33 protein-coding genes and 1 pseudogene are annotated in these 26,838 nt (G+C 35.1%); 12 read left to right on the top strand and 22 right to left on the bottom strand.

Translation table 11 applies throughout. The features are described 5' to 3' along the window. Positions 1 to 2: 2 nt before the first annotated feature. From QM843_RS03585 to rgg, 4 genes are all read right to left on the bottom strand, one after another. Positions 3 to 467: a hypothetical protein gene (locus tag QM843_RS03585; protein WP_414304503.1), complete on the bottom strand. Its 465-nt coding sequence runs from the start codon at positions 465 to 467 to the stop codon at positions 3 to 5. Next, on the bottom strand, positions 467 to 1,747 hold the full coding sequence (gene hisS / locus QM843_RS03580; protein ID WP_000775845.1) for a histidine--tRNA ligase: 1,281 nt from the start codon (positions 1,745 to 1,747) through the stop codon (positions 467 to 469). The genes QM843_RS03585 and hisS overlap by 1 nt, the downstream gene beginning before the upstream one ends. Positions 1,748 to 1,929: 182 nt before the next feature. Further along, positions 1,930 to 3,177: an MFS transporter gene (locus QM843_RS03575; RefSeq protein WP_414304504.1), complete on the bottom strand. Its 1,248-nt coding sequence runs from the start codon at positions 3,175 to 3,177 to the stop codon at positions 1,930 to 1,932. 198 nt (positions 3,178 to 3,375) lie between these two features. After that, the gene (gene rgg, locus QM843_RS03570) at positions 3,376 to 4,227 is read right to left on the bottom strand and encodes a quorum-sensing system transcriptional regulator Rgg (RefSeq protein ID WP_414304505.1); all 852 of its coding nucleotides are present in this window, start codon (positions 4,225 to 4,227) and stop codon (positions 3,376 to 3,378) included. 124 nt (positions 4,228 to 4,351) lie between these two features. Here rgg and QM843_RS03565 point away from each other — a divergent pair, with 124 nt between their 5' ends. After that, a complete protein-coding gene (locus tag QM843_RS03565) occupies positions 4,352 to 4,693 on the top strand; it encodes a metal-sulfur cluster assembly factor (protein ID WP_001204052.1) in 342 nt (113 codons plus the stop codon). A gap of 212 nt (positions 4,694 to 4,905) precedes the next feature. Here the strand turns inward: QM843_RS03565 and ilvD are convergent, their stop codons facing one another. Next, the gene (gene ilvD, locus QM843_RS03560) at positions 4,906 to 6,609 is read right to left on the bottom strand and encodes a dihydroxy-acid dehydratase (protein WP_315008961.1); all 1,704 of its coding nucleotides are present in this window, start codon (positions 6,607 to 6,609) and stop codon (positions 4,906 to 4,908) included. A gap of 229 nt (positions 6,610 to 6,838) precedes the next feature. Here ilvD and rpmF point away from each other — a divergent pair, with 229 nt between their 5' ends. Together rpmF and rpmG are read left to right on the top strand one after the other, a co-directional pair. Then, positions 6,839 to 7,021, top strand: coding sequence for a 50S ribosomal protein L32 (rpmF, locus tag QM843_RS03555; protein WP_000290417.1), 183 nt, complete (start codon positions 6,839 to 6,841; stop codon positions 7,019 to 7,021). 15 nt (positions 7,022 to 7,036) lie between these two features. Further along, on the top strand, positions 7,037 to 7,186 hold the full coding sequence (gene rpmG / locus QM843_RS03550) for a 50S ribosomal protein L33 (RefSeq protein ID WP_001265622.1): 150 nt from the start codon (positions 7,037 to 7,039) through the stop codon (positions 7,184 to 7,186). A gap of 91 nt (positions 7,187 to 7,277) precedes the next feature. Here rpmG and QM843_RS03545 read toward each other — a convergent pair whose 3' ends face one another. From QM843_RS03545 to QM843_RS03470, 16 genes are all read right to left on the bottom strand, one after another. Continuing rightward, positions 7,278 to 8,774, bottom strand: coding sequence for a tyrosine-type recombinase/integrase (locus QM843_RS03545; protein ID WP_000862760.1), 1,497 nt, complete (start codon positions 8,772 to 8,774; stop codon positions 7,278 to 7,280). Between the two features lie 15 nt (positions 8,775 to 8,789). Continuing rightward, complete coding sequence (locus tag QM843_RS03540; protein WP_000571454.1) at positions 8,790 to 9,038, bottom strand: hypothetical protein; 249 nt, start codon at positions 9,036 to 9,038, stop codon at positions 8,790 to 8,792. Between the two features lie 61 nt (positions 9,039 to 9,099). Next, complete coding sequence (locus QM843_RS03535; protein ID WP_414304506.1) at positions 9,100 to 10,116, bottom strand: replication initiation factor domain-containing protein; 1,017 nt, start codon at positions 10,114 to 10,116, stop codon at positions 9,100 to 9,102. 4 nt (positions 10,117 to 10,120) lie between these two features. Then, positions 10,121 to 10,540, bottom strand: coding sequence for a hypothetical protein (locus QM843_RS03530; protein ID WP_000262970.1), 420 nt, complete (start codon positions 10,538 to 10,540; stop codon positions 10,121 to 10,123). A gap of 273 nt (positions 10,541 to 10,813) precedes the next feature. Continuing rightward, positions 10,814 to 11,098 carry a hypothetical protein gene (locus QM843_RS03525; protein WP_000924762.1) on the bottom strand — a complete coding sequence of 95 codons (285 nt, stop codon included), beginning with the start codon at positions 11,096 to 11,098 and terminating at the stop codon, positions 10,814 to 10,816. 18 nt (positions 11,099 to 11,116) lie between these two features. After that, entirely contained in the window at positions 11,117 to 11,254 is a 138-nt protein-coding gene (locus QM843_RS03520; protein ID WP_001002894.1) for a hypothetical protein, read from the bottom strand. Beyond that, a complete protein-coding gene (locus QM843_RS03515; protein WP_057517436.1) occupies positions 11,241 to 12,584 on the bottom strand; it encodes an FtsK/SpoIIIE domain-containing protein in 1,344 nt (447 codons plus the stop codon). Before QM843_RS03515 ends, QM843_RS03520 begins: the two co-directional genes overlap by 14 nt. 196 nt (positions 12,585 to 12,780) lie before the next feature. Beyond that, positions 12,781 to 13,002: a hypothetical protein gene (locus QM843_RS03510; RefSeq protein ID WP_000867242.1), complete on the bottom strand. Its 222-nt coding sequence runs from the start codon at positions 13,000 to 13,002 to the stop codon at positions 12,781 to 12,783. A gap of 63 nt (positions 13,003 to 13,065) precedes the next feature. Next, on the bottom strand, positions 13,066 to 13,383 hold the full coding sequence (locus tag QM843_RS03505; RefSeq protein WP_000846753.1) for a hypothetical protein: 318 nt from the start codon (positions 13,381 to 13,383) through the stop codon (positions 13,066 to 13,068). A gap of 286 nt (positions 13,384 to 13,669) precedes the next feature. Then, entirely contained in the window at positions 13,670 to 13,855 is a 186-nt protein-coding gene (locus tag QM843_RS03500; RefSeq protein ID WP_001096738.1) for a hypothetical protein, read from the bottom strand. Between the two features lie 647 nt (positions 13,856 to 14,502). Beyond that, positions 14,503 to 15,747, bottom strand: a complete 1,245-nt coding sequence (locus QM843_RS03495; protein WP_414304507.1) for a hypothetical protein — start codon at positions 15,745 to 15,747, stop codon at positions 14,503 to 14,505. Positions 15,748 to 15,841: 94 nt separating this feature from the next. After that, positions 15,842 to 16,189: a type II toxin-antitoxin system RelE/ParE family toxin gene (locus QM843_RS03490; RefSeq protein ID WP_414304508.1), complete on the bottom strand. Its 348-nt coding sequence runs from the start codon at positions 16,187 to 16,189 to the stop codon at positions 15,842 to 15,844. Then, on the bottom strand, positions 16,179 to 16,466 hold the full coding sequence (gene relB / locus QM843_RS03485) for a type II toxin-antitoxin system RelB/ParD family antitoxin (protein WP_414304509.1): 288 nt from the start codon (positions 16,464 to 16,466) through the stop codon (positions 16,179 to 16,181). The genes QM843_RS03490 and relB overlap by 11 nt, the downstream gene beginning before the upstream one ends. Positions 16,467 to 16,969: 503 nt before the next feature. Then, entirely contained in the window at positions 16,970 to 17,383 is a 414-nt protein-coding gene (locus QM843_RS03480) for a hypothetical protein (protein WP_414304510.1), read from the bottom strand. Between the two features lie 2 nt (positions 17,384 to 17,385). Continuing rightward, on the bottom strand, positions 17,386 to 17,910 hold the full coding sequence (locus QM843_RS03475) for a hypothetical protein (RefSeq protein WP_414304511.1): 525 nt from the start codon (positions 17,908 to 17,910) through the stop codon (positions 17,386 to 17,388). Between the two features lie 365 nt (positions 17,911 to 18,275). Then, complete coding sequence (locus tag QM843_RS03470; RefSeq protein ID WP_414304512.1) at positions 18,276 to 18,665, bottom strand: transcriptional regulator; 390 nt, start codon at positions 18,663 to 18,665, stop codon at positions 18,276 to 18,278. 332 nt (positions 18,666 to 18,997) lie between these two features. Here QM843_RS03470 and QM843_RS03465 point away from each other — a divergent pair. The 4 genes and pseudogenes from QM843_RS03465 to QM843_RS03450 form a co-directional block, all read left to right on the top strand. Continuing rightward, a pseudogene (locus QM843_RS03465) lies at positions 18,998 to 19,255 on the top strand (tyrosine-type recombinase/integrase); the annotation flags it as partial. Between the two features lie 495 nt (positions 19,256 to 19,750). Then, complete coding sequence (locus QM843_RS03460) at positions 19,751 to 20,029, top strand: hypothetical protein (RefSeq protein ID WP_261016081.1); 279 nt, start codon at positions 19,751 to 19,753, stop codon at positions 20,027 to 20,029. Positions 20,030 to 20,042: 13 nt separating this feature from the next. Next, positions 20,043 to 21,266 (top strand): hypothetical protein, encoded by a 1,224-nt coding sequence (locus QM843_RS03455; RefSeq protein WP_261016870.1) that lies wholly within the window; start codon positions 20,043 to 20,045, stop codon positions 21,264 to 21,266. A gap of 17 nt (positions 21,267 to 21,283) precedes the next feature. Beyond that, on the top strand, positions 21,284 to 21,703 hold the full coding sequence (locus QM843_RS03450; protein ID WP_261016869.1) for a hypothetical protein: 420 nt from the start codon (positions 21,284 to 21,286) through the stop codon (positions 21,701 to 21,703). 326 nt (positions 21,704 to 22,029) lie between these two features. Here QM843_RS03450 and QM843_RS03445 read toward each other — a convergent pair whose 3' ends face one another. Next, complete coding sequence (locus tag QM843_RS03445; RefSeq protein ID WP_000340949.1) at positions 22,030 to 22,356, bottom strand: helix-turn-helix domain-containing protein; 327 nt, start codon at positions 22,354 to 22,356, stop codon at positions 22,030 to 22,032. 183 nt (positions 22,357 to 22,539) lie between these two features. Here QM843_RS03445 and QM843_RS03440 point away from each other — a divergent pair, with 183 nt between their 5' ends. From QM843_RS03440 to QM843_RS03420, 5 genes are all read left to right on the top strand, one after another. After that, positions 22,540 to 23,379, top strand: a complete 840-nt coding sequence (locus QM843_RS03440; RefSeq protein WP_061759858.1) for an excalibur calcium-binding domain-containing protein — start codon at positions 22,540 to 22,542, stop codon at positions 23,377 to 23,379. Between the two features lie 108 nt (positions 23,380 to 23,487). After that, positions 23,488 to 23,787 (top strand): DUF6568 family protein, encoded by a 300-nt coding sequence (locus QM843_RS03435; RefSeq protein ID WP_414304513.1) that lies wholly within the window; start codon positions 23,488 to 23,490, stop codon positions 23,785 to 23,787. 3 nt (positions 23,788 to 23,790) lie between these two features. Further along, the gene (locus QM843_RS03430; protein WP_061759857.1) at positions 23,791 to 24,186 is read left to right on the top strand and encodes a hypothetical protein; all 396 of its coding nucleotides are present in this window, start codon (positions 23,791 to 23,793) and stop codon (positions 24,184 to 24,186) included. A gap of 3 nt (positions 24,187 to 24,189) precedes the next feature. Continuing rightward, a complete protein-coding gene (locus QM843_RS03425; RefSeq protein WP_261042645.1) occupies positions 24,190 to 24,960 on the top strand; it encodes a hypothetical protein in 771 nt (256 codons plus the stop codon). Positions 24,961 to 25,114: 154 nt separating this feature from the next. Beyond that, positions 25,115 to 26,206, top strand: a complete 1,092-nt coding sequence (locus QM843_RS03420; protein WP_414304514.1) for a DUF6287 domain-containing protein — start codon at positions 25,115 to 25,117, stop codon at positions 26,204 to 26,206. The last annotated feature ends 632 nt before the right edge of the window (positions 26,207 to 26,838 follow it).

Genomic DNA, 26,838 nt, shown 5'->3' with positions numbered 1-26,838 from the left:
ACCTACTTTCCGTCAAATTCAACGGTTTGGATATCCTCAATGCGTTGTAGTTTGAATTTTTCTTTTCCCTTTTTATCAACACGGCGTAGCTTGACCCATTCCTCATCAACATCCACAACTTCCCAGTTGTCTGTTCCAAACACTTGTCCAATGATTGTTGGTTTCTTCCCAATCAATTCTTTTAATAATCTTGACATTTCTTTATTTCCTTTCTGTTTTTGCTCAATTCTTTTGATTTTATTCTCCAGTTTCTTGACCTTTTGGGAATGGTAGATATAATACATAATCACAAGAGGTACAAATCCTAATGCCCACATAATCGTTCCTTTCTCCTTTTCTCTTAACTTGCTTACATTGTAACACATCTTTTTCTTTTTGACAAGCATATTTGTCAAAAAGTTTATGATTTTTGTCATTTTGCAAAAGAAAAAGGTCAGGAGCAGGTTCCTGACCAGTTTATCTATCATTAAAATCCTAATTTTTCAAAGATTTCTGAGAAGTTTTGGCTGATTGTTTCAAGTGACACTTGCACTTCTTCTCGGGTTTGGTTGTTCTTAACCGTTACTTGTCCGCTTTCGACTTCACTCTCTCCTAGAGTGATGAGAGTCTTAGCCGCAAAGACATCGGCTGACTTGAATTGAGCTTTGAGTTTACGATTGAGGTAATCACGCTCTGCTTTGAATCCTTGTTGGCGAAGAGCTTGTACCAATTCCAAAGCCTTGACATTTGCTCCATCACCCAAGACTGCGATATAGACATCTAGGGCGTTTTCGATAGGGAGGGCCACACCTTGCTTTTCAAGAATGAGAAGCAGGCGCTCTACACCAAGTCCAAAACCAAATCCAGCAGTTTCAGGGCCATCAAAGTAAGCAACCAAACCATCGTAACGACCACCTGCACAGACTGTCAGGTCATTGCCCTCAATCTCAGTGATAAACTCGAAAATGGTGTGGTTGTAGTAGTCTAGACCACGCACCATATTGGTATCGATGATATAGTCTACTCCAAGATTTTCCAACATCTGACGCACCGCATCAAAATGAGCTTGGCTTTCTTCATCAAGAAAGTCCAAGATAGACGGCGCATTCTCTACTGCTACCTTGTCTTCTTTTTCTTTAGAGTCCAAGACACGGAGAGGATTTTCCTCCAAACGACGTTGGCTATCCTTAGACAAGGTCTCCTTGAGCGGTGTCAAATAGTCAATCAAGGCTTGACGGTAGGCCGCACGGCTCTCAGGATTTCCAAGAGTGTTGAGGTGCAATTTGACACCTTGGATACCGATTTCTTTCAAGAAATGGGCTGCCATAGCGATTGTTTCCACATCGGTAGCTGGATTGCTAGAGCCAAAACACTCAACACCAATCTGGTGGAATTGGCGCAAACGCCCTGCCTGTGGACGCTCATAACGGAACATAGGTCCCATGTAATAGAACTTGCTTGGCTTTTGCACTTCTGGGGCGAAGAGTTTATTTTCCACATAGGAACGGACAACGGGCGCAGTTCCTTCTGGACGGAGGGTGATATGGCGGTCACCCTTGTCATAGAAATCGTACATTTCCTTGGTTACGATATCCGTTGTATCTCCGACAGAGCGACTGATAACCTCGTAATGCTCAAAAATGGGCGTGCGCACTTCTGCGTAGTTGTAGCGCTTGAAAATCTCACGGGCAAAGCCCTCAACATACTGCCACTTGGCAGACTCAGCAGGCAAGATATCCTGCGTTCCTTTTGGTTTTTGTAATTTCATAGGGAATCCTCTTTAAACTTAATAGTCTTATTTTACCATAAATAAAGGGATTAAAACAGTAAGAAAAAAATTAGGATTTATACTCAATGAAAATCAAAAAGCAAACTAGGAAGTTAGCCGCAAGCTGTACTTGAGTACGGTAAGGCGACACTGACGTGGTTTGAAGAGATTTTCGAAGAGTATTAGATATCATTTTTGAGATTAATAACTGTCAAAAGAATAGCTAGGAAGGAAAAACCAACAAATAGTATCCAAGTCAACTGTATATTCCATACGGCTACAAGTGAAAAACAGGCTGTTCCCACAGGTATGGATAAGGTAAACAAGAGACCTAAAAAATTACTGGTACGAGCTAGAACCTCTGGAGCTAGATTTTTCATGAGCATGGCACTAATCTTTGGTTGAACTTTACCAGACACATACAGAGTTGAAAAGAGAAATAGTAAACCAAGTACGACTTGATTGAATAAATTAGCTAGACCAATTAGACTGAGTCCTACGGTCACCCACATCATCAATCTAGGCAAGGACTGCTTCCCAAAATAATCATTGCCCGTAAGGCTACTGATGATGATTGCTACTAAAACACCGAATTGATTGATAAATAGTGCCTCTGTGTAAGAAAAATTCAAGAGAGAATGGCTCAAAAAGAAGATGTTATAGATGCTTCCTAAAGCCCCACCCAAGGCATTGATAAGCAAGACAGCAAAGATCATGAATCCAAAGTTTTTCTGTCCACCTTTAAGAAAAACGAGACGTAAATTTCGATAAATCGTTAGGAACTGCTCTTTGATCGGAAGCTTCTCATTTTTTAGAATTTTACCATCAGCAGATGACATTGACAGGCTCAATTTGCTTTTTCCTAAAAAGAGGATAACGGCTGATACTAGGAAAAAACAGGCATTGATTCCCGCAACGAGGGAAAAATTGTTGACCGATAGACCTAAGAGCCAGACTCCAAAAGCTTGACCACCAATAGCTGAAATATAGGTGATGAACTGGGAAAAAGAGTAAGCCTCCATCAAATCATCTTCAGCTACTTTTTCCTTAATAAGAGGCATGCGCAAACCACCTGCAAAATCACTGATGACATCACTAATGACATTGATTAAACACAGGCTAGAAAAGGCAAAGAGACTAGCTTGCTGAACAACTAGGGCTGCTAGAAAAAATAAAACCGCCTGAAACAAACCGCTATAGACCATCCATTTGACCTTGGCCCTCGTGTAATCTGCCCGAATCCCTACAAAAACTGTAAAGAGAGTCGGAATGATCATGACAATATTCGCCATAGCAACAGCAAAAGAAGCTTGTGGCAGGGTCGATGCATAAACGATAAATACCAGGTTAAAAATTGAAGCACCAAAAGCATTGAAGAAACGTGACACAGTCAAGAGTCGATAAGCTTGATTTCTAAACAATAGTTTCATAGATAATCTCCCTTCTTGTTCGAAGTTTTATGTGAAGTATGACTATAGTATAGCACTTAGAAATTTTAGAGGAAAAACTTTTGAATATATACAACAAATAAAATGAGCAAAAAAACGATAGAACTTCTTTGATGGCCAGAGAAAGCTCAATAGTTCTATCGCTTAAAATTTCAAATGATTTTCTTAGTTTGCAGATATTCAACAATCGGTCGTTTTTCTATAGTAATCTGCAGATTTATTACAGCCAAGCATCTCAAAAATACGGACAGCATCTTCCATCTTTTTCTGGCCTTCCTTGACTCTACCTTGCTTGCTATCAAGAAGACCTTCTGCCCACAAATAGACAATTCGAAAGTAGGTCTCATTTTCATTGTAGAAATGCTCTTCGATGACACGTTTAAAATAAGAGGAATTGGTAAATTCTTCACACTCAATGCTAGCTAAAAAGCCATTCAATAGTATAGTGTGAAACAGGTTTCGATTGCCAGACACTTCCATTAGAAAATCAGATTTATGTACCATTTCTCTAACATACCTAGTGAAAAGAGAAACAGATAGAAATGGTGAACTGACTGAAAATAAATTGAGTTCATAGATTCCCCAGATCTCGGTAGAAAACAAATAATCATGAAGAACTTTCCCTTCCTCTGCTGTTAACTCTACCCTTTCATCCATGCTCTTCATATAAGACTTGATAATAATGGCATTTAGAATATGTTTCTGTTTATTGTGAGAATGGGCATGCTTTTGATACTCCCTGCGATACAAGTCCTCAAGCGGAGCTATATTCTTTGGATCCAAGACATCTAGGATTTCTTTTCTCAACTCAGAATCTGTATCATACTGAAAACCTCTCGCTAGAAAGAGAATTTCCTCTACACTAGCAGATATATTTTCTAGGGCAAATAAGAACTTTTCCACCGAAAGCTCACTCTGACCTGTTTCAAAGCGAGATAACATAGACGGCGAAAATTGTCCCCCAGTTGCTTGTCTCAGCGAGATATTTCTTGACTCTCGTAATTGTCTAAAGACTTTTCCAATCTGCTCCATAGGCTTCCCCTTGATTCAGTGTTTTCTTTATATTATCATATTTTTTCAGAAAATTCATCAAAAACTTGCCAAATTGTCAGAATTATGAGAAAATAGAGGATATTTATCACGTGGAGGGACTGTAATGAGAGACGATATCAAAATCAATGACCGGGCTTTGGCCTTGCAAGACCAAATTATCGAAAAACTAGAGAAGGTTTTTGATACAGATGTGGAATTGGATGTGTACAATCTAGGGCTGATTTATGAGATCAATCTAGACGAAACAGGCCTCTGTAAGATTGTCATGACCTTCACCGACACCGCCTGCGATTGCGCCGAAAGCCTGCCTATCGAAATCGTGGCAGGTCTGAAACAAATCGAGGGTATCGAAGATGTCAAGGTTGAAGTTACCTGGTCGCCTGCCTGGAAGATTACACGAATCAGTCGCTACGGCCGCATTGCCCTTGGACTGCCACCTCGTTAAGCAGGCAAATTACTTTTGAAGATGAAAAAAAGCAAGCCGAAGTTGGCTTGCTTTTTGATACTCAATGAAAACCAAAGAGCAAACTAGGAAACTAGCCGCAGGTTGCTCAAAACAGTGTTTTGAGGTTGTAGATAGAACTGACGAAGTCAGTAACCATACCTACAGCAAGGCGACGTTGACGTGGTTTGAAGAGATTTTCGAAGAGTATGATTTTATTTTTTACCTGACTTGTCCATATTCCAGAAGTCTGTCACGGCTCCGCGTGAAGCAGATGATACGATATGGGCATATTTACCGAGGACACCACGGCTGTAAAGTGGTGGCAAGGTTGTTTCTGCCTTGCGTTTTTCAAGTTCTTCTTCGGATACGGCCATGGAAATTTCTTTAGTATCTTGGTCAACCGTAACGATATCGCCTGTACGAAGGTAGGCAATCGGTCCACCATCCTGAGCTTCAGGAGCGATATGTCCAACAACCAGACCATAAGTACCACCAGAGAAACGGCCATCTGTCAAGAGGGCAACCTTGTCTCCCTGACCTTTACCAACAATCATTGATGAAAGTGACAGCATCTCAGGCATACCAGGACCACCCTTAGGTCCAACGAAACGAACAACGACTACATCGCCATCAACGATTTCATCTGTCAGAACGGCCTGAATAGCATCTTCTTCTGAGTCAAAGACCTTAGCTGGACCAACGTGACGACGCACTTTAACACCTGATACCTTGGCAACCGCACCGTCAGGGGCAAGGTTCCCGTTCAAGATGATAAGCGGACCGTCCGCACGTTTTGGATTTTCAAGTGGCATGATAACTTTTTGACCTGGTGTGAGGTCTGCAAAATTAGCCAAGTTCTCAGCTACAGTCTTACCAGTACATGTGATGCGGTCTCCATGAAGGAAGCCATTCGCCAACAAATATTTCATAACCGCAGGCACACCACCGACTTCGTAGAGGTCTTGGAAGACATACTGACCAGATGGTTTTAAGTCTGCCAAGTGAGGAACGCGTTCTTGGATTGTATTGAAGTCCTCAAGTGACAAGTCAACATTGGCAGCATGGGCAATAGCAAGCAAGTGAAGAGTGGCGTTTGTAGAACCACCGAGAGCCATGGTTACAGTGATGGCATCTTCAAAGGCTTCACGAGTCAAGATATCTGATGGCTTGAGACCAAGTTCCAACATCTTAACAACAGCACGTCCTGCCGCTTCGATATCTTCTTTCTTATCAGCTGATTCAGCTGGGTGAGATGATGAACCTGGCAAACTCATACCGAGAACTTCGATAGCAGTCGCCATGGTATTGGCAGTGTACATACCACCACAGCCACCAGGGCCAGGGCAGGCATTACATTCAAGACGTTTTACGTCCTCAGCCGTCATATCACCGTGGTTCCATTTTCCGATACCCTCAAAAACAGAAACCAAGTCGATGTCTTTGCCATCAAGATTTCCGGGTGCAATGGTACCACCATAGGCGAAAATAGCTGGGATATCCATATTAGCAATGGCAATCATAGAACCAGGCATGTTCTTATCACAGCCACCGATAGCGACGAAGGCATCGACGTTGTGACCACCCATAGCCGCCTCAATAGAGTCCGCAATGATATCACGAGATGTCAAAGAGAAACGCATACCAGGCGTTCCCATGGCAATCCCGTCCGCTACAGTGATAGTCCCAAACTGCACAGGCCAAGCACCTGCAGATTTGACACCTTCTTTAGCCAATTTCCCAAAATCATGCAAGTGGATGTTACATGGTGTGTTTTCCGCCCAAGTCGAGATTACTCCCACAATCGGTGTTTCAAAGTCCTTATCTGTCATACCAGTCGCACGAAGCATGGCACGGTTTGGTGATTTAACCATACTGTCATAAATGCTACTGCGGTGACGTGTATCTAATTCAGTCATTTGTTCCCTCCCATTTCAGTTTTTACTATTATAGCACATTTTAAAGGTAATGAACAGAAGAAAATTCTTGAATTTTCAGAAAATTCGACCAATTTACTTAATGACCTTCTAATTTTTTTATCTTTTTTTGTCAAGTAACTTTACTTTACAAAAAAAATGTGTTATCCTAGTATGGTTGATGAAAATCAGTAGATTGAATCGAATATAAATACCTAAAGGAGAAATCAAAATGGCAGTACCTGCACGTCGCACTTCAAAAGCGAAGAAAAACAAACGTCGTACACACTACAAAGTAACAGCTCCATCTGTAAACTTTGACGAAACTACTGGAGATTACTCACGTTCTCACCGTGTATCACTTAAAGGATACTACAAAGGACGTAAAATCGCTAAAGCTGCATCAGCTGAATAATAGAAGGGAGATACCATGCGCGTAAATATTACACTTGAACACAAAGAATCTGGTGAACGCTTGTACCTTACTTCTAAAAACAAACGTAACACTCCAGACCGTCTTCAATTGAAGAAATACTCACCAAAACTTCGCAAACACGTTGTGTTTACAGAAGTTAAATAATACAACATACAGAAAGCCTATGAAATCAACATTTCTAAGGCTTTTTCTTTTAAGTTTAGCAAAATAACTGAATTTTAACTGATTATAATAATCAAGAGATTATTTTAGACAAATCTATCATAGCTTGTTCAATCTTATGTTTTCCTTTTTGCATAACATGAAGATAGATTTTTTCTATTTCTCTACTATCTTCTGAATGTCCCACAAACTCTCGAATAACGTTTAAGCTTACATTCTTATCAGCCATGACTGAAACAAAACTATGTCGGAACATATGGGGAACTATGTGAACAGGCCTACCAAAATCAACTAGGTCATCAATATCCTTATAGGATTTTCCACTTTTCTTATTATACTTAGCGGACTGACTAGTTCCACCTCTTAAGAACATTGAAATTTCTGTATGATACAATGGACTGCCCTGCTGGTTCTTCCCTTTTATGTATACCCTAGTAAAAATATATCCCATATCATGATAAGTCGGATTAAATCTCGCCTGAAACTTATTTCTTTCAATATATTTAAGTAAAATTTGTTCTACTTTTGGTGACATCGGAATAGTTCTAACGCTTTCTTTAGTTTTTAGAATTGCTCTATATCGTTCCTTCTCATCACGCAAGCCTTCTTCTGCCATTTCTTTGTCAGTCTTATTATGGCTTGCCCTCTGCCAATGAACCTTAATGAGTTTATTCTTGAAATCTAGAACATCTTCATTCAAACCTAATGCTTCACTCGGTCTCATACCTGTCAAGTAGATAATTCTGAGTACATCAGCAACTAGTTCATTATTATGTCGCTTAGTCCAATTTTCAATAATTTTAAATACTTGATTAGCCTCTTCAACTTCAAGATATTTTTCAGCTATATCTTCCCTAAGTTTCGCCTGCTCTTCTGCACTTGTTAGTGTCTTACGCTTAACCCTCTTATTCAAAATAGGGTGTTGCGACGCTGTCAATTCTCCTTGTTCTACCGCCCAATCAAATATCATTTTAAGATAGATATGAATGTTCTTTGAAGTTCCCTCACTTGCATTATTTATAATATCTTGCATTTTTTCCTGTTCCATACAGAACTGTTTAAGGCTCATATTTTCGTTGAAATATGGGGAAATATGCTGGTTATAAACACTAACTCTAGTCTTTAGAGTATTCTTGGCAGGCTTAACACGATTGACCCACCACTTAAAAGCTAAACCGTATAATTCACTGTTTTCATCATACGGTCTAGCTATCTCTTTGAGGCATAAAGTTTTACTAGGCTCTAATTTCTTTGGTTTTTCTCCAGTCAAATCTAATACGGTTTCATCAATCATTTCATTTAATATCTTTGAAACTTTTGTAATCAGCTGACTATTCTTTATATCAGAAATAAGTAACTTCTCATGTCCCTTACTGTCCTTTCCTGTTGGTATTGCCTTAGTCGTATACCACCCTTTATTTTCTCCCCTTGTAAGGTACTTATAACGACTTTTTGTTATCAAAGGATGAGTATATCTCATTGCAAACTTAACAAGCACGTTGCCCTTTTTAGAAGGGTCTGGTTTCCATTGATAAACAGTTAGAACTCGAGTAGTCTTACCTACCTTCATTTTTACCCCCTTATACTAAGCTATAACTGCCTCATTTTCATGGAAAATCTTATAATCAAACCAATCTTTAAATACCTCCGCATGAATAAAGACATTCCCATGAGTTCCACAAATTCCAAAAGAATATGGACTATTTCTCATTTGACGAATGTAGTGATCCAATGTAGGTAATTTCATACCCTTCCAAAGTTCATCTAAAAATTCTTTCTTCCGATACCAATTTTTAGTTAAATCATAGTCTGACTTTGTCTTAAGCTCTATCATTGGAATACTTTCCTTTCTTATGCTATAATCTAGTTAGTTAATTTTTAGAGGCGACTTATTTTCAAGTCGTCTTTTTTTGTCCCCAAAATTGAGAACTATTCTGCTCTCTTACATATTGCTCTATATCCTTTTCATCGTTATCAGTTAGCCTCGAAAGCCCCTCTTTAAGTAAGCTTTGAATGTATTTCTCTGCCTTTTGAACATCATAGGCCTGATACTTTGCAATATAGACTTTTGCTAATGTTTTCGCAACTTGTTTCTCTGTCCAAGCCTCAGACTGCCGTAGTGTCGTTTTAGCCCTTGTAATACTAAGAACTGTCTGGTTTTCAGTTCCTAGATAATCTATCCACCACTTGACTTTTTTTCTTCTCCAATGATTGCTATCTGTCGCATTTGGACGAACAAAGCGATAATGACCATTGATAGCTTCAAAATAGATTGACGATAATGGACGTTTTAAAAATAACTGCTCTGCAATTATATTAGCCTTTTCCTGCCAACATCTAAGCTCTGCGCGAATCCAAGACGGAACTTCTACAAGCTCTTGCTTACCAAGCTGCTCCATGCGTTTATTATATATGCACCACTGCTGATTACCTCGTGAACCTATTGCAACTGTTTCTCCTACACGCTCACCAGAATCTAGAACTGATTTCTCATGATATTCAAAGTGTTTTGCTTTCGAGACACATAATCCTTTCTTGCAATAGTCATATATACGTTGGACATCTAAGCTACCGTCAAATATGTCGTGGGCAATATCTAAACGAGTGAAATTAACATTATACTGGTATAAACGAGTAATTAAGGCAATCCAATTATTTTCGTTACTGTTTAAAAATTCTTCATATTGACGACAACCTTGCCCTTTTAATTCAATAAATACACCCATAGAAAGCCTATCAGCATTAAAATACACCTTAATTTCTGAACAAGAATAATGTTGCTTATACTTATTTATGCCCCAATCATTCAATGTAAAGTTTTCAAGAGGAATCAAAAGGATGTCAGTCAGAACTCTTTCTGGCGGGACATCCTTAACACTTACAGCAAAATAATCTATTCTAACTGTATTCATAGGATTATTCTCCTAGAACTTTAATATCCTCACACACAATTTTTACACCTGCCCAATTACTTCTAGCCATGTTCCAAGCTAGTCTAACCTTAGGCCGAATCAATTCAACAGAAACATTCAACAAAGAATCATTTTGAGCAAGCTTTGCAATCTTATCCAGATTTCCGATAATTTCTAGGTTAATCGCTTTTAAGTCATCAGTAGAAATTCCCATTTCAGTTAGAACTTTCACTTTGTCAGCGTCAAGCACAGTAGAAGTAATTTTACTTACTTCATCTGTCTTCACGTTTTCGCCGTTGACTTCTTTGTATTTGTTGTTCACCCTAACTGACAAAATCACTACTTTCTTAGGAATATCAAACTGTGACATTTCAAGGTCAAGCAATCCAATTTTAATGTTTGTATCTGTCATATTGTAAACCATATTTTTTCTCCTTTAATTCCGTATCCTACATGAAAACACCTCTCATCCTTACTCTCCCAAGAGTTTGCGACCTCTTGGTACAACTAGCAAGCCGTAACCCCTTACGTACCAAGGGTTTAGAGTACATTTCATGTATGTGTGCACCCCCTATTAGTACTGGGGCTGTTTTTTCTGACCTCCTGCAAAGCAGTCGGTTGGCTCTTTCTCCCTAGCAAAAAGAGGAACGCTCCGCTCGATTCTGCCCCTCCTGGGCAATCGTCCCTCCCTATTTTGCTAGCTCGAAAGACCGTCATCTGAGTTTGGTAAAATACTCAACGGTTCATTGTTTATCCTCGTTAATACCTCTATTTGCCTTTTTGATAAATCTTCAAGAGACTTACCCTCCATAGCTAATGCCCACCACACAGTTTTTTCAATCGTACAATTAGGGCAGGTTCTGGGGGATAAAATTCTAAAACTACCCATTATTGGAGGATATTCCCATCCTTTATCAAAAGCTAAATCTGAATCAATGATTTCACTTTTTTCACATACCTCGCAAATATGCTTCAACAGCATTTCAAATACCACCTTACATTATTCTAATTCATCTACAATTTGCATATGTACTACTTGTAAAATTTGTAACAAAGCTTTATAAGGATTTTCATCACATTCAGTAGCACCCATTAAACTGCCGTTCGATAACTTGACAACAACACTAATTTCGTTCATTTCTCATCCTCATATACCTATCACAAGCTTCGTCAAAATATTCCTCAAAGTCTAATTCATCAGACTTAAACGGTGTCTCGACATACCGAGGAGTAGGGATAACCCCATCTATTTGAATGTACCCTGTCCCAATGTCGCAAGTTTTATAATCAATATCTTGACTTGAAAACATCATGCGACAGGAGTCAGAATCAGCCGTAGTTGCTCCTAATAAAAGAGCTACCCCAAAATTCTGTCTCATATAGGTAGGAATGAAGTCACTAGATGCCCTTTGCAAACCGACTATCACCTCTATTGAAGCTTGGCGTGATTTTACTAATAGACTTCCAAGGTTCGACATTGCCTCTTGATAGGCTTGTTTCCCTTCTTTAGTCGTTTCTGCCTCTGTTTTGAAAGCAATCCCCTCATCAAGCACAATTATCAGAGGAGTGTTCCCCTTAACTTCAGCCCACGATAACACTTTTCCTTTAGAAATATAGGTATCTGGGTTATCCGCCATAACCTGAAAGCGTCTATTCATTTCCAAGACAGCCTCGCGAAGGGCACCAGAAATTTGAAAGGGAGAATTATAAACTACTTTATAGCCTAACCTATCCTCTAACTTTTTACCAACAACAAAAGAGAGTTCTCCTTTTTTGGGGTCTAATAACTTAATTTCAGAACCTAAACACAAGTATTGAGCCACTAGGTTCTCTATCATCACTGTTTTCCCTGATTTGGTCGAGCCAGCTAGGAGTACATGCGGAGGAGACCCGAACTCCCAACTAACGCTTTCAGAGATTGTTATCACGTTTTCATTGTGTAGAGTATCCTCCCAAGAAATTCTTTTCTCGGGATATTTTCTGAATGTATACTTAACAGAACTACAAGTCTTTACTTTTTTTTCCAAGTTTAAATTCAAACAAGCACTCAAATATACATCTAACTCTGACACCTTATTAGAGAAATTATCACCCATAACATAAGCATAAACAACTATATATTCCTCATCTATAGAAAATTCAAGAACCACGGAACGAACTATAACTCCGTCAGAAGAAGATATAAATAGGTTGTTAGATTCGAGCAAGAAGAGTAATCGCTCCCTTATAGCAAGGATGGGCTGTATTCTATTGTATAGTTCACTCAGCTTAGATATAAATTTATTGGCGATTAAAATTTCTAAGACCACAGCCAAAACTAGTAAAAGTCCTGAGATGTTAAAGATTAAAACCAGTAAAATAAAGATAAAGATTTGAGATAGTATAGAAGCCCAATAAAAATTCTTCATTAAGGAGGTTGATAATATGTACGACTCACAAAGGGAGACCCTACGATTTATACGAAACATATTTTACCTCATCTTATTTCTTATATCCTTGATAATAAAAGAAAGAGCGATAAGCTTAACCCTTAAGAAATAGTAAAGAAAAGCCACAAAAAAAATGAAAGCTATAAGGGACAATACTATACTTAAGAGGGAGCCAAAACCTGCGGGATTATACACAGATAAAAGAGCGAAGACGAACATACAAAAAAAGCAAAATCTATATTTCTTTATCATTGTTTTTTCCTCTTTTAAACATAGCTGGTAATATCGATAAAAATTGAATTAAAAAGACTATAAAAGCTACGACTAAGGCAAATTTCGCAGATAAAAATGGATTATAAGAAGAAAATTCCAAATGCGCTCCAAACCCAGCAAAAAAGCTGATAATTAACAATAAAGTCAGAGAAGTTGTTTTCCAGAAGTATTCATTAACTTTCATTTTCGTATTTCCTTTCAAATTTTAAAAATAAAGGGAGGGATTAACCTAACCTCCCCTACCAAATCAATAATATTCGACAATAGTAGTATAGAATGATTCACCACTATAGCTGTAGTTAGCCTCATTCATCAATACCATTCTAGATTTATCAGATACACGATGCTTTTGACGATTTAATACAATAATATTCTCAGCAAATTTTTTCAAAGTTGGTTCATTAATTTTATCAAATGGTAATTTTCTCATAAGTAACTCCCTAGATTCATCGTCTAAAAGAAAGCATGGTGACTCGTCTGGATTAAACCTCTGTACACGTTTCACCCCATGAGAATTAGGAAAGACCATTCCCTCAATATCAACCAGTTCTTTAAATGTTTTCATATTTTCTTTCTCCTTAAATTAAAATTTTAAAATTAAATATAGTTTATTTTTGAATTATATCTTGAATGGAGAAGCTCGACTGTTACTCATATTCACAACCTCATTTTAAAAGTATATTTCTTGTATACATCAAGTATGTATCAAGTGTAAATCATGGTTATATCATATCATGCCGGGAGACAAAAATCAAGGGGGGCAACATTACATCTTTGTTGCATATGTATTACATATTAGATGCATGAATATATATTTATTGTTGCAAAAAAAAAGACGCTCAGTGCGTCAATTAATTATTATTTTCAAAATCTATAATCTCAGACTCCAGACTTTCAAAAAGTTCCTTTATCGCTAGATTAATCACCCAAGTCCTATTCTCTCTTTCAAGCATATTTTTTTCTTTAAAAAACTTAGCTAGTCTTGGTAAATTAATTTCATTCTGTTTATTCAAATAAAAATTTGTTAATTTCGCCATAATATTCCTCCTACATAATATATATCATAAAAACACATACTTTTCAAGTAATTCCTATCCAAAAACTTCTCTACACACTTTGTACATCTGATATAATACCTTTGATGAACTATCATAACGAGTAATTTTGTTTAGTACTTCTACAAACTAATGTACTCCATAAATTGAAACTACAACGCCCTTATCTAATTAAGAAAATATCTAACCTATGATAAAGCAATACTAATAAGTGCTATATTCTGATTTCCAAAGAATATTAATTTATCGTAACTGATTCCTAACTGATTAAATTTCAATAAATTCATATTTCTCTATTTACCATTTATTTTATTTTAGGTAGAAATGCTATCAAATCAAGGTTTTCAAATATCATTACATACCTTTAAAACAACATCTTCTTCACAGAAGTTAAGTAAGCATTCAATACGAATCAATACAGAAGAAAAACGCTTGAACAGCGTTTTTTTGTTAATCTCAGTATATTGTAATAAAAATCAACCGAATGATTACATTTTTGACTATATTTTTTGTGAAATAAATTAGATGTTCGGATATATAGAAAATGCTCTAGTCATATTGTCTAGAGTGTTTTTGTGTTGTTAAGAAAAATACTAATCGCAGTGCTTAATAAAGTTTCAATAAACAAGCTATCCTTCTGGATTATTTGAGTTAAATATATTTTGTGCTAAACAATCATGAGTATTAATTCTCTCTAATTCAGGATAATTTATATTCATAGTTACTGAACTTCTTTTCTTAATATAATTCAATTCTCTTGAACAATATACGCAGGGTGCCTGTGTTACAAGAATATTCATTTTATTAATTTTATTATTTTTTAATTCTTCCTCCCTTAGTTTTGCGAAAGTTTTTCTTTCACAACATGTAAACATTCTATTATAGCTACTTTTAATTGGTTCTGTATGATTTTTAAATTGACCATAAGTTATAGAATTTTCTTCATCAGTTAGATAATATCTTACATCATCCGTCAATTTTGCAGCGGGCATATTATTTAGTAACGTAGTAAATACATCATGAAGTTTTTGTTGGTCATCTCCATCCATATTATTTATTGCGTAGTACGAAAATTTGTCACTGTAAGCAACCGCATAGCAATTCAATTTTTTTCTATTTTTTCCTGTCAGTATATTCAAAGTATTAGATAATTCGACATTATCAATCATTTTTCCGAACCATTCGTTGGTTTTTACTGGAACTAGATAAAACTTATCACTAGAAAGACGACTACTTAATGAGGATTGGAATAATCTAGTTAAATGACTTATTTTTTTTGAAAATGATTCAAAAAGTTCCTCTATATGTCGGAAGCGAATACTAATTAACGCTTCGTTGGTGATTAATAATTCTAATATGATAGCTAAGAAAATTAACTTTTTAAAAGTGGGAAACTCTTTATCATAATGTTTAATAAAATAGGCTAAAATTTTATTTCTTTCATCCAGGATCGATTTAATATCAATAAGGGACTCGTCTAAATCGATCATTATATACGAATATGATTCGTAAAAATACTCTCTATATATATCAATGTGCATCCGACGTCGAAATTTCGCATCATCTTTAATTTCATAAAGGCAAATTTTAAGTTCTGAATAGAAGAATTTAATCAACGATAGTAGTTTATGGTAAGATGCACTGTTTTCAGAGAAATCTTGGAATTTTTCTACAGGATCAGCATCTTCACTATTTTTTAATTTTTGATAAACAGATTGAACGTAATAAAAATCTGATATGTAGTCTATAAATGATGTTCCATCATCATAATCAGACAATAATGTATCTAAATCAATTCTCGCTTCTCTATCTCCATAATTGAAGATAAAGCTTTGCTCCTGCAGAGTTCCTAATAATTTTTCTATATTTTCCATTTCTAATCTTCCAAAAAGTCAAGTCACTAGTGTCAGTTCCTGGTCAAACACCGATGGGGGTTTTTGCTACCCTCTAAAAGGATTAACCATTGCGCTATTTTTTCTTGAACAAGCGGATGTAGTCCTGTTTGCTATGAATAATATCTGATACAAAGACAGCTTTGCTGTCCTCTAAAATATGATAGAAGGCTAGGTAATCGCCTAAAATGATGCATCGAGTTTTGTGGGGTGGGTATATAATACCTCCTACTCTTTCGTCAGCATCAAATCCTGCTTCTGGGAAAACTTCAAGACGTTCCAAACCATGAAGAATATTCTTAACTGTGTTTGCTCCTGCCTGTTCTGAAAAGTAGTTAGCTGAGATATAATCTTTAATACCTCTTAGCTGTTCTTGTACCGTTTCGGAGATAATAAGGCTATATGCGTTCTCGTTAAATTCCAAGGTTAGCCCTCACTTCATCAAGGCTGTAAGTTTTTCCATGTTCTAAATCGTCAAAGCTACGGGCAATTTCAGCACGCAACCCTGATAGAAGTTCTTCTCTTTCTTTATCTACTTGGGTTTCAAATGGCAAGGCTTTATTTTCTACAATGTGTTCTAAAAACAAGTTAAAACTGGCTGTCATATCAAGATTTTGCGCTGTGATAATAGCTTTAGCCTTCTCTAACAAGTCTCTGTTAGTCTTAAAGTTTACCTGTGTGTTTTTTTCTAAAACATTCATAGTAGTACCTCCTTTTAGACTATTATATCACTTTAAACTATACAGGTCTAGTCGCGTATAGATACTTATAGCTGTATGCTTAAAAGCTATTGTAAAATGTAAAAAAAGCACTAAGGGAAAACGCCCCAAAGTGCTTAATATCAAGGCTCTAAAGCCTATCTTATTCAATAAAATATTACAACATTTTTTATCTTGCAGTGATTAGGTACAGAAAAACAGGCATAAGCCTGCTATGAATCTAACTTGACTTTCTCAAAAACTATTAAATTCAAATAAGTTGAGAAAACATAAAGGGTAACAAAAAAGGACTTAAAATGATGAGTTCAGCAGGCAAGGAACTAGAACGGTCAAACGTGCTTTTTATTATCTAATTTGATTATTGTAATTTTAAAACAGGAATGTTACTTTTTTAAATGAAAAAGAGAGAAATAAAACTTTCTCTCTTTTTCATTTAGTATAAGTGTAATTTAATGATGTTTTGGTTCGATATATGTTTTACAAAATCATGCAGCCATTAATACTTCACTAAAACTTTCTGTTGTTTTTGGTAACTTAATAATATCTTTTGCAGTTTCCGGTAATGTTTTTTTGCTCTCATTTACTTTTTTCTTAGAAAGATATGGAGAATAACCTAATGCTTCAGTCATTGCAATATTTTCTAAAAGCAATTCAGTAAGAAAAATTACTGATAATTTATAATTTATAAAGTAATACGCTAAGTATCTAAGTTTTTTTGAAAAAGTCTTTTCTTTATAAAACATTTTTAAATGCAATGTAAATAAAGAAAACGGTATAGAGATAATTCCTAAAAAATTAACCCCTAAATTATTTTTTTTCAAATATGAATATGTCTCAACTATCAACGCAAGATACCATATCATTATAAAAAATATTATAAATAAAATTTGAAATCCCATTTTTATTTCTTCCTTCCGCTTTTTTTATAAGAAGTGCCTGCGATATAGTCACGATTCTTTAAAACATAATGTTCTTTTCTTTCATTCATATCATTATGATATTCATCATTGGCTTCACGTACAATTTTCTTAGCAATTTTTCTAGCTTGCACATCCTGTAGCGTATCTTTCTGTCCTTTTATATATGCAACTAAGATGAAACCAGCAACCATAGCAAGTCCAATTAGCCATTTTAAAATAGCGAGAGTGAAATCATTAGCTGTATTCAACAAAGAACCAAAAAAAATTAAAAAGACGATAATCACTACTTCAGCTTGGACAACTCTTTCCCCTATTTTCTTGCTTATTCTAGTAGGAGGTAATTCAATACAGGTAAGTATATTATTTGCCATAAAAAGGATAGATGAGCTAGTAAATGTAGCTGCTTCCGTAGTATTATAGAATGTTAAAAAACAAGTAACTAAAGAAATGAGATTTAATAATAGTTTAATAAATCCAGGACTTAATGAAATGCTTTGATTTTCCATAAAAGTCCTCCCTACTAACTACTCTGACTTTTACTTTATACTACATTTCAAATTTTGTCAAGTAAAATAAACATTTATTCTTTAAATTAAGAAACAAGTAACACTAAATTTGACTACATATTACTCAGAACTTCTACAATATACTTTTATTTAAAAGTTTTTTGAGCTATAATTAATTTAAGATAAAGGTACTCTAACATCCATGAAGTAGCTTGCTGTGGAGGCGGTGGGTCACCTTTTTTATCTCACAAAAACCCTTAGATTCGTCTCTAAGGGCTTTTAGTTTATCCGTGGTGTTTTAGTCGTCTAGTACGAAACAAAGCAAAATAGGGACGAATATGAAGCCTCAACCTACATTTGCCTACTTACATGCTTCTAGCCTCTCCGTTCTGGTGGATTCTAGCAAAGTTTAAGACAGCTATCTGTTTGTATCGGTGGTAGCTAGTGGAGCTAGTACCTGCCATCTCTACGCATTCACTCATTGTTTTCTTTCTCATGTAGCAATAGTGGATAATAAAGTATTTTCTGGCTCGCTTGTTTTCTATGCTGTTGATGTCGTGAGTGAATATCTCCAACACCTCACGGATTGCTTTTTCATGCTCGCCGTTCAAATTCCACTGATCATGTAAGACAAGTTTCCAAGCTTCTTCATCTATCCTAACTTGGTTTTCACTTCCTGCTATCCTCTGGAATCTCAGAAAGTAAGTCATCCGCTTTCTGACGTTCATCATCGTTTTAAACTTATCCAGCTCCATTAGTATGATATAATTAGTTTAAAGAGAAGTGAGGTAGAAATGATAGTGTCGCTACGCAACTTCATAGTATGAGATGACGGGACAGGCACACCGTCCACTACTCTTGAGCGCTTAGATTTTTCTAAGTGCTTTTTTTGCATTTTCTCGGCATTCGCTCTTGGTTCAAGTCCATTCTCCATACTATTTGGTAAGGAATTAAGAGACATTTTTATCTCTCCTATCTCCTTGTCATTATGCAAGCAATTAAGGCAAGTTATTGCTTTGCTTATCTGCTTATCATTTTGTAAACATCAAATTTAAAATGATAGACTTTTAAACTTCTCTTATTTCCTCAATACCCAAACAATAAAACACTATCAACTCGTTTAAACACACGTTTCAAACATGCTGGTGTACCTAATATTGGATTCCACGGTTTTAGACACACACACGCTAGTCTTTTGCTAAACTCTGGAATACCATATAAAGAATTACAACACCGTCTAGGTCATTCTACACTAGCTATGACTATGGACACTTACAGTCATCTCTCCAAAGAAAAAGCAAAAACAGCCGTCTCATTTTATGAGAAAGCTGTTAGTTCTTTGTGAAGGGGAACAAAAAGGGGGACAAACCCAGAAATCAACATTTTAAAACAAAGCAAAAAGCCCACTGTTGTAGGCTTTCTGTAACATATATCTTAAAATTAAAGCATTTTGTTGTAGAATAGATTTAGTATAAATTACACTTTGGTATGCTTTATAAATGTTGATTCTGTAGTATTTTTAGAATTTACATATTAAATAAAATAGATTAAACTTTACTCCAAGGTGGACAAAAAGGAGTACAAATTTCATGGTGATGAGTTCAGTAGGCAAGTAAGAAGTACCGTTTAGGTGCTTTTTATTTTACCCTATTCATCTTATAGGTTAAGGGTATATATTTGCATTTACTTTAGTTAAAAATTATAACGAAGAATTAACTAATGTATATGTATCTGTGGTATAATTAGGATAGTGTTTAACAATATTTTAAACATAAATATAAAACAGGAGGCTTTTTATGAATAAAAAGAAAATATTGGGAGTTAGAGTACAAAATAAATAATGTTAGTAAAACTACAAAGTACTAAGAAGGTATTTCAAGTTCTTTTAGTAATTCTATTTATATCTTTGCTGTCAGGATGTAGAAGTTCTCTAAACCGTATTGAAATTGGAGATGAAATCTATTTTTGGACTGTAGAACAGAATTTAGATACTGAAGAATTTGAATCTGTTAAGGTTACAGGGATAGTCTCACAGGTAGTTGAATATGAAGATTATTATATAGTGAGACTACAAGGAGATATAAGACCTTATCAGATAGATAAAGACAAATTTCACTGATAAAAGGTAAAGTATGAATAAAGGAAAAATTTTAAAGATAACTGAGAACACAGTGTATATAGGTTATGAAGATGGAAGTTTAAAGGAAATTCCTATTGAATCTTGTGAATTTGAGCCTAGAATGGGGGATTATGTAGAGGTTTATGGTGATATTGCTATAAAGGTTGAAGGTAGTAAAGAAAGTAGTCCAGTTAAAAAATCAGAGGCTAAAAAAATTTCATTAGTTAGCAAGATAAACATATTTTCCTCTATAGTTTTATTTCCTATCTCATTTAGTTTATTATATGATAGAGGAGTAATATTAGAAGCTACAATACTATCCCTTTTTGTAGTTTCACTGTTACTGATTGTATTAAATCTGATACTTCTTATTATTTCATCTATTAAGAAGAATAAGGTTAATAAAAAAAGCTCTATAACGTATTTGATTATAGCTATTATAATTCTTATTTTATCAACTGTATATGTAAGTAATAATTTCAGTCCAAATTCAAAGAAGACTGTATCACAGAACACTTCTAAGTCCTCTAAATCATCATCTAAGAATAGTTCTATAACTCAATCAAATGAAGATGATACTGAGAAAGCAACAGCTGATTTTAATAATTATTTAGAGAATAATTTAGGTGAAAAGATAGACTATAAAGGGGATATCACATTGATTAATGATGATGAAATTTATCTAGATACAGATAAAATCATTATTAATAATAAAAAATATGATTCCAAAGGATTTAAACATAGTCCTAAAATAAAGGCAGTTTATAAAGGGAAAGATATTTTTAGAGGTGGTCAATCTCTAGGTTTAAATGCAAAAGTTAAAAAGGAGTCAGGAAAACCACAACTTGAAATTTTTGATGTGTTCACAGTAGGGCAAACTTATGAACAATATATGCAAAAAGGGATAGAATTAAAAAGTAAATTTGAATTACGAGCAACTGTAAAAGAAGTTAATAAAATAAATAAGAGCGATAGCGATGTATTAACTTTATTGATTGTTGTAGAACCTCATTCAATTGATTTATTTGATGATGATAATGCACCATTCCAATTTGAAGATGGCAAAAAAATACACTTGGCTTTAACTGAGCAGACAGAAGAGGAATTTATTAAACAAAAAAGAGGGTTGAAATCAGGTGATGATATTAGAATTTATGGGATGTTAATGACAGATTCACTAGATTTGTTGTTAGCAAATCAAGGTGGTAGTTATTTAGACGTGAAAAGAACTAATTAGAAATAAGGTATGAGGTAATGAATACATATAAAGTTATTAAAATTGAAGGAACTCTAATCTATTTAGGTAAAGATGACGGAACTTTGCTAAAAGTTGAACAGACTTCTTTTAATTTTGTACCACAACTAGGGGATATAGTAGAGGTATATCAATCTGAAGAAACCTATATCATAACTAAAAAATCTAGTGAAGTTACCACAGAAAAGAAAGAAGAAAAAGAAATTCTGACAGTTAGAAATATTAAGATTATAGCTTGGCTTGGAATAGTATTAACATTATTTGGTAATCCTTTTTTTGTTTCGATTCCAGCTGTAATGGGACGTCTTTTAAAAGAAAAAGGAGAGAAAGATAGTGGTAACTTTATATTAGGAGCATCTCTTTTTACTGGTATAACTGCATTAGTAATTAGATTCATTCTAACAGGTCGCTTCAGCTAATAGATAACACGTTTTTTAAGGTAATAGATAAGCGCTGGATACTCAGATTCAGCGCTTTCTTTTTTCTTTTTATTTTTTAATCGACCTCTTCAATAAAGAAAAATAATTCTCATTCCTTATCTGAATAATGTAACCTTTAATCCTCACAATATGTAAAAAGTACGGATAGATTCTAATTACCCGACCTACAGATTACTATTAAAAATTACTTCACAAGAGACTATAACAATCTGAAGAATGAAGGAAATACCAATAGATACTAAAGTAACTGTCTACGGTTGGATGTATTTCGGATAAATTACACTTTAGGTGCTTTTTATTTTACACTAACTATCTTGGCTTAATTCAAGTATTTCCATAACCTTATGAACAATCATCTTATGCTGTGGGTGTCTCTGAATCTTCAATAATAGTTCCATCATTTCTGTATCTTGTGGCACAGAATAAGGTAAGAAAAAATCACTCAACGTAACTTCTAAAGCATCAACAATCTTCACAAAAGTTTCTAAAGAGATATTTCTGTGATTATTCTCTATCTGACTGATGTAAGGAACGCTTAGATTTGTTCTTTCTGCTAGTTCTTGCTGTGTAATCTTCTTTGAAGCTCGTAAGTCTCGTATCTGATTACTTATATTTTCTAATATATCATCCATTACTTCACCCTCTATGTTAAATCTACTATCTATCTTATAGATTAAACAATCAGGTTTACATTCTCTATAGTTTAATATTAAATAAAAACATATTCTATTGTTAAAGTTTGTGTGATATAATTATAACTATTAGGAAATATTTCTTCTATTTCATTAAATAAAGTTAAATATCGGGGGTTACATATGCTTAACAAGCTAAAGGAATTGAGTAAAGAACAAAAGATTACAGGTAGTATTGTACTACTGCTTATCCTCGTTCTGTTCTTCACACTATTAACTAGCAGTAGCACTAAACACTCACAAGTTCAAACTAAGGCTAGTGATTCTGTCAAACAGTCTTCACAAGTTAAACAGTCTAGTTCATCTTCCTCTACTTCATCATCTAGTGGTGAAACTAGCTCTAAAATAGAGAAATGGTCTCCAACTGGACATATAGCTGTAGATGCTTATCTAAATACACCACAAATTAAAATCATACTGCGAGCCAAAGCACTGAGAGAGGTAGCACACAAACTCTCTAACACAGATAAACTCTACGAAGTTGAAGCTGAGGTAATTGGGATTGAAGAAAAAGATGAATACCGTGAGTACAACATAACAGGTAAGAAGCTTCTTATCCGTACACCTGAATCACTAGCTGTGGAAATGAATGAACTTATGGTCTATACAGGAAATACAGTATCTTTAGAAAAATATGATTCAATCGACAAAGGCTCGTTAGTAATCAGTGAAGTGAGAAAAACAGAAAAAGCACAAGAAGAGGAAAAAGCAAGTGTTGAAGCCTCCAAATCAAAAGAGGAGGAAAGGAAAGCATCTTCACGAGAAAAAGAGCAAGAACAAACTTCATCTCACACCACAACCACTCCTACACAATCGTCTACGACTGCTCCACAATCAAATTTAAGACCGTTCAAAAACTGTAAGGAAGCACGAAAAGCAGGACGTGTAAACATACCTGCTAGTGACCCACAATATGGTCCATGGCTAGATAGAGACAAAGACGGATACGGATGTGATGAATAGTAAAAAAGTTCTTATTCTACTGTCACTACTACTTATTATAATCGTCACATTCACAGCATACTTAACTACTCTGCCTCAAACAGACTACAAAAGATAAGTTTAGAGGCTGTGGAACAAAAAATACAACATCAAGAAAGCTTTTACCTATATACAGGGAGAGAAAGTTGCCCATACTGTCAAGAATTTGCTCCAAAGCTAGCAAAAGCAGTGGATAAAACTGAGACGACTGTGTATTACTTGGATAGTGAGCATATAGATAAGACAAGTTGGAATAACTTCAAAACAACTGTAGGATTCAAAACAATCCCCAATCTCACTTGCTTCACAAATGGTACAGCATATGAAAGATTACAAAATGCAAGTCAAGCTAGTGTTGAAGTGATTGAATCATTTATAAGAAAGGAATAAATAATGAATACATACAAAATACTTAAGGACAATATTGAAACGATATATCTAGGTAAGGCTGATGGTAGCCTTCTAGAGATAGAAAGAAAATACTTTGACTTCCTTCCAGAGGTCGGAGAAGAGGTTGAAGTTTTTGGCACTGATGGAAACTACATCATTACTAGAAAACTCATAATAAATTCAGATACTCCCGATAACACTAAAACGTTGAAAATATGGGGATGGATTTGCACAGCAACCTCTCTGCTCTTCTTTCCTTTTATTTTTGGAGTAATAGGTATTGTCTTAGGATATCTCATCAGAAGCAGAGGGGATAAAGAACAAGGAACTGTTATAATGATTTGTGCAACTGGTGCTATGATTTTTGGAATGTGGCTAGGAGCCATTGTATGGGGGTAAATAATGAATAAAGGAAAAATTATTAAAATAATTGAAGATACTGCTTACATAGGTTATGAAGATGGAAGTTTAAAGGAAATTCCTATTGAATCTTGTGACTTTGAGCCTAGAATGGGGGATTATGTAGAGGTTTATGGTGATATTGTTATAAAGGTTGAAAGTAGCCCAGTTAAAAAGCATAAATCTAGAAAAAGTAAGATAAAACCTCTTTTAATAGCTCTTGTAGTTATTGTTTTGTCGGTTAGTGCATATTTTATAATGAATAAAGTAACTACATCACAGAATATCTCTAGTTCCTCTAAGTCCTCTATGTCTTCATCTAAGAATAGTTCTAGCTCTTCATCTCAAGAAAGTAGCTCTAGTTCCACAAAATCTTGGATATCAGGAAATATTCCTAAGAATTTATTGACAATAGACTATGAAGAAAGGACAGATAAGCAGAAATATTCCTCGTCATTTGACTATGATAAATGGATTCATGATGAATTTCCTCACTATCTAAAACTACATGTTAGAGGAGAAGTTGTACAAATTCTCAAAGACCCAGATGATAAAGGTATTTTGATACAAATAGTTCTAAATGAAATAGGTCGTCCAGGACTTGGTAAGCCTGTTTCTGTTTTTATTCCGAATGATTACTTGTTAGATATCATAGTAGAAGGTGATAAATTAGATTTGTATGGGAAAACTTATGGAGTTAAGCAGTATTCTTCAGGAGATTCTGCAGTAATAAGCCCATTTATGATTGCTTATTTCTATGAAAGAGATAAATAGGAGAGATTATGAATACAACAATAGAGTTATAGCCGAAGATGACCATATAACATTGTACGGACTAGTAAAAGGAAGACAAAGTTATGAAACGGTCTTTAAATCCACAAAAACACTACCTCTCATGGTTGCCTATATGTACGAGAACTAATACTACATGAAAAATAAAAAACATAACCAAATTATTCACGTTTCAGAAACACATATTATCATTCGACTCCACACAAATGAGACTCTAAATGTTCCTATCAATGAGTTAACTTTTCATCCTAAAGTAAACGATATTGTTGAAGTTTACCAAAATCAGAATCACGTAGTAGTTTGTCCTCTACCACAGAGCAACAAGCTTTGGATTCTTATAACCTCAATTACACTTCTACTTCTTACCATTATAGGAGCTACTTTTTTATTCTTTAGACATCTAAATGAAAATATAGAAACAGTAGATAGTCACTCTTCACAACAAATCTCATCTACTACTTCTAGTTTCTCTGCATCATCCAGCACATCTACCACAAGTTCTAGCTCAACTGAAGATAGTATAATAGACACGACAGCCGAAGAGCTTCGAGACATGGAAAATGATGGTAGGTTAAAAACTGGTCAACTATACCGCTTCACAGCAGAACTAACACGCCAAAAATTTTGGGAAGCATACGTAGGACATTTTAAAGCTCTAGAAACATACCATACTATTTGGGTAAAAGCTAGTAATGCTCCTATAACTGGTGTACAAATACAAATTAAGAAATCTATGATTGAAGGATGGCAAGAAGGAGCAACCGTTACTTTCACAGTCAGAATCATGGAAGACTCTGAAAAATTTCAATTCTGGGTTGCTACTGATGCCACACTTATCACGACTCCCACAGAAGAAAAGCACACAGAAAATACAACACAAGAAATTGATACACAGGCTATTCTACATGGAGACTACTCTAGTATAGCTGGTACTTGGAGGAATGAACTAGGATATGAAATAGTGTTTAATAAGAATGGGTTAATAAAAGGAGGACAAATATACAAATCAAGTATAGGAAGCGATGGACATATAGGTTTTAGTGTTGGCTCAGGATATGCAGGATATGGTATAGGAGTCTATCCTCCAGGTACAAGTATACCATTGAAACGTTTTGAAAATAATCGTATGATACCAACTGAAGATATATCTGATAAAACAAAGGTTAGAATTATTGCTGGGCAAACTGTCATTGATGATGTCAAACAGGTATTTTACAAAACAGATTAAATCAAAATTGCCTCTATCTATTAATTCTTCTCTAATAGCTGAAAATCCCTGCAATTACTCATTGCAGGGATTTTGTATATTCTTTATATCACATGAATCTCTTTCAGACAATTCCACATTACTAACATATTTTTGATATAGAGAATTAATCGCTGAATAGCAAAATTCACATACATCTATTACTATTCTATTTTTTAATCGACCCTTAGAAATCCCATTATCACGCGCATTACTAACCACAAACACAGAGAGAGAAATTGATACTATTGTACAGTAAAAACTGATAGCTGAATCAAGTCAACATTACAAAAACATGAAATTCTATAATGTAAAACCTCTTTAAATAGCTAGTTTTATTCTCTAATTTATCTCATAAGCATACGCCTTTATGCCGTGAAAGCAAATTGACAGTAAGTAGGCACAAAGTACGCTAAGAACGTCTCAGACGAAAGGCTTTAGTTTTTCGGATGGACAGTTCATTTGTACGAGAGTGCCTTGTTTCTTGCTGTCAATTAGACCATGGAATAAATTAGGCGTATTTGGTACTAAACAAAGTATTTCACTCCTTTGCCTTCGCTCATGGCGGGCTAGTCGTTCACACTTTGTACTTTGCTAAAATGATACACTTGATA

The organism is Streptococcus mitis, assembly GCF_047463435.1.
Taxonomy (GTDB): domain Bacteria; phylum Bacillota; class Bacilli; order Lactobacillales; family Streptococcaceae; genus Streptococcus; species Streptococcus mitis_DS.
This window is presented reverse-complemented; position numbering and strand designations above follow the sequence as displayed.